Genomic DNA, 6,248 nt, shown 5'->3' with positions numbered 1-6,248 from the left:
CGCGACGCCTGGGGGACAGTGATCAACGCGGAATTCGACGATCTGGGTTAGGAACGGCGGCTTGCCTCACGCAGGCAGGCGCAGCACCGCCGTCAATCCCGCGACCCGGCCGTCGGGAGGGCGGCGGGTGGGCAGATCGGGGGGGCCCCCCCTCTAACACAGCGGCACCAGCCCGCCCGCGCCCCCCGGGGGTCTTTCCCCCCCGCGACACCACCCGGGCCCCCGCCATTCTCGGCCTACCACCCCCAACAACCGCGCCTCCCCGCCCGCAGCATCTCTGTCGCTCCGGCGCCGTAAGCCCGTGATCCCGATCGTGCACTACACGTTCCACGGGGGCTGAAACTACACCATCGGGCCATCCGGTATCGCCCATATAGATACCCGAGACCTCCAAAGAAACCCTGCCTGTCACTCTACCGACAAACAGCGAGCACCTTGAAACGAAGTCTCCCGTCGGGTTTCGCATGCCTGGCACCGCCGATACGGGAGGGACGAAACCCACCGCGAGTCCACATCCGGAGGGTACAAACAGCGATCTTCGATACAAGGCCGTGCCGTCGGACCCAACCAGCTCTATGCGGGCGGTTGAAGCCTTCAGTGGAACCTGACACTGGGTTCGCTCCAGGCTCCCCTGGTACAAAGTAGTCACATATTTGCCGTTGATAGTCACCGTGACGGTCTCCCAAGGAACTGGCCGCTCCAGGCTCCGCCCGGAGAACCGCTCCCAGAACCCGCGCACAATCACGATCCGCGAAGACAATCCTTCCCGGCCAAGAACCTCCATCCACCGATCGCGCTTCCGAATGCGAGTGATCGGCTTCAACATCGCGTTCCTCCGACCATCAGGCAGGACACCGCCCATACCCACTGCACGCTGAGTACGCGCCACCTGCGGTGCTTGCGCGATTAAGCATTTTCCCGCCGCGACCGAGCGTTCTTCCTGCGCCAACGAGCAGCGGCCCGGTGACGTGCCGCTTAACCAAGTACCAGCGCGATGCAGCAAGTTCCGGCCCTGAGGCAGCCCATCGGATCGGCGAGTATCTCGGCCGGAGACCCCGCCGATCGTCTCGAAGCATTCGGCCAACATGACGAAGGTGGCCGCCGCGGTCTCGTCGCGGGCGTAACGAACGAACCGGATCCGTTCCTGGAACTGAGCCACCCGTCGACGCACCATCAACATCGGTGGAGATCATCAACCCGAACCGATGACCGAGACGGATCCACGACACCGGTAGCCTGAACCTCACTCATGCACCGGAACGAGGCCGGCCGAGAAGTCACCCCTCGGATTCCGCATGCCCGGCCAAGCCGAAACAGGAGGGACAAATCCCACGGCCAGTCCGTATCCAGCAGGAACGAAGATCGATCTATGGAGGAGAACCGACCCGTCCGAGCCAACCACTTCCAGCCGGGCCGTCGATTCCTTCAAACGCATCTGACACTGGGTACGTTTCAGACTCCCCTGGTACAACGCGGCAGCGTACTTGTCACTCATGCGCACCGTGACCAAGTCCCAGGGAAGTGGCGGCTCCAGCCTTCCGGAGAACCGTTCCCAGAACCCACGCACAATCACCATCTTCGATGGTACGCCTTCACGGCCAAGGTCCACTAACCATCGGTCACGCTTCCGCGTGCGGATGACCGGCTTCAACATCGCCTTCCCTCGACCTTCACGCCGGGCACCTGCCATAGCCGCTGCACACGGAGTACGCACCACCGACGTTGCTAGCTCTACCGAGCCACTTCCCGCCGGTTTTCATGGCACCTCCCACGCTCGCGAAGAGCGGGTCGGTCACGTGCCGCCTAATCAAGTGCCAGCGCGATGCCCCAAGTCGGGCAGCACCGGCTTTGCCTAGAGCTTCGCCAGCCGAACCCCGCAGTTTGGCGGCACCAAACGTGGCCAAGGACGCGACTCCAACCGCGCAGCTCACCTTCTGCCGCGCCCTACAGGCATCGTAGGTAGACCACACCCTGAGTCCAGCGGAAGCTGCCATGCAACCGACACATGCAAGAATCAGAGCGAGGCCAAACGCAATGGTGTCTCGGTGTTTCTTCACGAATCGGCCGACGGACTTCGCGATATCCTTGGCCTTTCGCGCGACCTTCTTGACGCACACCCACGGGTCAGTCCAACCGCACATCCCGTCAAGATCGCTGCCGTCAATCGGATCGATCACATACGAATAGTCGTTCGGGTTACCGCCTTCGACCGGATCAACCTCGATGAACCGTCCCAAGTCTGGCAAATATTGGCGGGCACCCATCTCGATCATCGGCAACAAACCGGCCGCTGTTTCGACGGGGCGTTGCGCTTCACCGTGCCAGCCGTAATCAAACTTGCCTGCGGCGTTGTCGACCGGCGTGCCGAACGTGTTGCCGTCCGGGTCATACCCGAACGTGCCACCCTGTTTCACACCCGCCTGGTTCGCGACCGCCGCGATCGTGCCTTGCAAGTTCGTGTACGACCACACCGATCCGCCACCGGTCCGCCACGTCAACAACACCCCACCCGGCAACGTGTACGACGCTTCCACCAGCGCCCCACCGGTCGTGGTCACGAAATCGGCGGCGTCACCGCTCCCCAAATAGTTGTACCGCACCGTTGTTTCACCCGACGCGACACGTTGGATGATCCGGTCGGTCACATCCCGGCTGTACGACACCGTCGTCGACCCCTTCACGGTCGACACGTGACGGTCCGCGACATCGTAGGAATGGGTTTCACCACCAACCGTGGTCATGTTCCCTCGGGTGTCATACCCAACCGCCCCCACACCAGTGTCCGACGTCGACACCAACTTGTCAGAATGGTCGCAAGAAGAGGTGACCGACCCCGACGGACTGAATCGGCCTGGATTTGACGTGTGCTCGTTGGGTTGGTCTCGTCAGGCCGCTCGGGCCTGACCGAGAGCACCGTAGGTAGGCGGTCTCGACCTCGGCGGGAGTCAGGTCGCCGAGCTCGCTGTGGAGCCGGCCCTCGTTGAACCACGACACCCATTCGGCAGGTCGCTATGTCGAGATCGCGACCACCCAACCCGGCGACGGAGGCGCCCGCTAACCTCACCCACCGCCGGCCAGCACACTGACCCCATGCGGCTTTCGATAATCCCGATGACGGGTTCCCTGATCGCTCACAGAGCACACCCATGGAACTGAGCGAACCCCAGCATCGCACCTGGCTGGTTACCCCGTCGCTCATCGCGGCCGCTCCAAAGAGCGTGGCACAGGTACAACTTCGATCGCGTCGTCGCATTGATCCGTGATCGCGGCGACCCAAACGGAGCGCGTCCGTCGGCCCATACAGCCGGAGCCCGGAAGAGACAACCAAACTCTTGGCCCCACATACCCCCGGCTGTCTGGGCGGCCAAGAAACCCAACCTGGCCGAGGCCCACACTACGGTCGAACGGCCACACCCAATGTCCGATCTCAACCCCGGAAGGCAAAGTGACCTCTTTGGTCGAAACGATTGTTCGATAGCGAATCCGGCGGCCATCGATTTCGGCTTTGCCCAATAGAGTCGGCAACGAGAGCACCGCGCCGACAGGAAGACTCAGCAGTATCGCCGCCGGCCGCCCGGATGCCCCGTCAAGGTAGATGAGCGGCCCAACGAGCGCGAAGGCCATCCGCAGTCCACATTGCCCCACCCTGGCCAGGGCTGGGCGAGGCAACGGATACGTGCTGGTCATTTGCAATAGCTCATCTTGCCAAGTCCTACAGCTGATGTCGTCGCGCCAGCGTTGAAGGTGTTCTGGAGTATGGTCATTCCAATGATATTGGCCGCCTTGCCGGTTACCCGACCAAATGGCAACGCTGCAGTCGCGATGTTCAGAACCGTATCCTTCGCGCAATTCGCCCAGCACTTGCGCTTACGTTTGTGGATGTTGTCGTAATACGACTGAGCTGTACTTGCTGCAGCGAGTGCTGCACCCGCATACAAACAGGCCGCCGCCTCCGTGCCCGCCGTGGCCGCGACGCAACCCGCAGATGCAACCACCGTCACCACCTGGAGCGCACCGCGCCAGTGCTTTCCAAGGCCGTTGGTCCGGACCCGTCGCCCAACTGCCTTCGCGGTGCTCTTCGCGATCCTCGTGGCTCTTCGTGCGACCTTCTTGACGCGGCCCCACGGGTCAGTCCAACCGCACATCCCGTCAAGATCGCTGCCGTTGATCGGATCGATCACATACGAGTAGTCGTTCGCGCTGCCGCCCTCGACCGAATCGATCTCAATGAATCGTCCGAGGCGTGGGAGGTATTGGCGGGCACCCATCTCGATCATCGGCAACAAACCGGCCGCTGTTTCGACGGGGCGTTGCGCTTCACCGTGCCAGCCGTAATCAAACTTGCCTGCGGCGTTGTCGACCGGCGTGCCGAACGTGTTGCCGTCCGGGTCATACCCGAACGTGCCACCCTGTTTCACACCCGCCTGGTTCGCGACCGCCGCGATCGTGCCTTGCAAGTTCGTGTACGACCACACCGATCCGCCACCGGTCCGCCACGTCAACAACACCCCACCCGGCAACGTGTACGACGCTTCCACCAGCGCCCCACCGGTCGTGGTCACGAAATCGGCGGCGTCACCGCTCCCCAAATAGTTGTACCGCACCGTTGTTTCACCCGACGCGACACGTTGGATGATCCGGTCGGTCACATCCCGGCTGTACGACACCGTCGTCGACCCCTTCACGGTCGACACGTGACGGTCCGCGACATCGTAGGAATGGGTTTCACCACCAACCGTGGTCATGTTCCCTCGGGTGTCATACCCAACCGCCCCCACACCAGTGTCCGACGTCGACACCAGCCTGTCAGCCTGGTCGTAACAATAGGTGACCGACCCCGACGGGCCGGTCTTCGCGGACCGGTTCGAGTTCCGGCCAGCCAACTGGGCGACACCCGACCCCGAACCACACGACACATCCTTATCCGCAAACGAGTAACCGTATGTTTGGGGGCCTGACGGTGACCACACCGTCGCCCCCACCAAACGATACGAACCCACACGATCAGTTGGACTACCCGGCACCCCAACAGCCTCGTACGCGTAGTTGAACCCGCCCGCCAACGACCGCTACTCATGGCCAGGCGAGGTGTCGCCCGACTCGGCCCGCGGCGTGGAAGCACCTCGACGACGAAGACGCCGACGGCCTAAAGCGCGGCGCGCCCGGCCGCAGAGCCTTCGGATTTCAGCCCAGTTTCGCACTAGCGTGAAGCCGACCGTCGCACAGGCAAGCCAGATTGGCAGGGTCCCGTCTGGCGTGAAGCTTGGTGCCGCCATCACAAGTACCTGGTCCACACGTGGACGTACCCGGCCCCAAGGTTGTTCTTGAGCTCCCTTCCGCCGACCGTCCCGGATGGCGCTACCCTGCCGCGACGAAGATCCTGGCCTTTCCAGCTGTGCGTGGCGCAAGCCAAAGCACACGCGAAGAGATTGCTGACCCCACCGTCACCGCCGCGGCGGCGTTGCGCCGAATTTCGATACGCGACGCCTACCGCCGGTGTAGCGACTGCTAGCCCCACGCCCCCCGCCACGCGAGCCTGGCCCCGGTAGAAGCCCGCGGAGACGCATCCAAAGACAGGACAAACCGACACGCTCACGTCGAGATGCCGATAGGCGAATACCGAAAGTGGGAACCGCTTGCGGACGAGCTGCACTGCCCTCTTCTTCGCCTTCCGGTAAATGTGGCGTCCGATCTCTTTCACTCCATTCCACGCCGACGGGTACGACACCGACGTCATGTCACCCGCCGAGTTGTACACCGGCACCGCAACGCTCAGCCCACCCAACTTGATCGCAGACAGCACCTGAACATCCGACGCGTACTCGTAGGTCAACGTCCCAGCCGCGTTCGACGCGGACAACACCTTGCCCCACCGATCGTACGTCGACGTTGCCACCTTGCCCCACACATCCCGGTACGACAACAGCCGACCCAACGAATCCGTCTGCGTTTCGATCGCAACCGTACCCGACGGTCGCGTCCCCGACACGGGTCACCCGCGGATCACCCGCAACGTTGAACGTCGTCGTCGCAGTACGCACCACCGCCGACGGCGCCGGCTCGCGCGCTGACCCTTGGAACTGAGCGTCGGTGACAACCCTCAAACAAGGTCCGATGATCAAGCTTCAAGCCAAAGTCTTCGGCGAGTTCCGCAGCCAAGTCGGAGCGGAACGCTTTGCTCCGATCCGCAGCTAGGGCCCGCCGCGATTTAGATCGCGGGGTTTGGGGTGATGGTGTAGTTCCAGTCG

General features: G+C 63.0%; 2 protein-coding genes. Both read right to left on the bottom strand.

The window, feature by feature from the left end; genetic code table 11:
• Window positions 1-1,670: 1,670 nt before the first annotated feature.
• Window positions 1,671-2,741, bottom strand: coding sequence for an RHS repeat-associated core domain-containing protein (locus Q0627_RS01925; protein WP_298807423.1), 1,071 nt, complete (start codon window positions 2,739-2,741; stop codon window positions 1,671-1,673).
• Between the two features lie 942 nt (window positions 2,742-3,683).
• Window positions 3,684-4,745, bottom strand: a complete 1,062-nt coding sequence (locus Q0627_RS01920; RefSeq protein ID WP_298807422.1) for an RHS repeat-associated core domain-containing protein — start codon at window positions 4,743-4,745, stop codon at window positions 3,684-3,686.
• Window positions 4,746-6,248 lie beyond the last annotated feature (1,503 nt).

This window comes from uncultured Gordonia sp., assembly GCF_937858515.1.
In the GTDB taxonomy this organism is placed as follows: Bacteria; Actinomycetota; Actinomycetes; order Mycobacteriales; family Mycobacteriaceae; genus Gordonia.
Note: the sequence above shows the minus strand (reverse complement) of the source record. Positions and strands in the feature narration are given on the sequence as shown.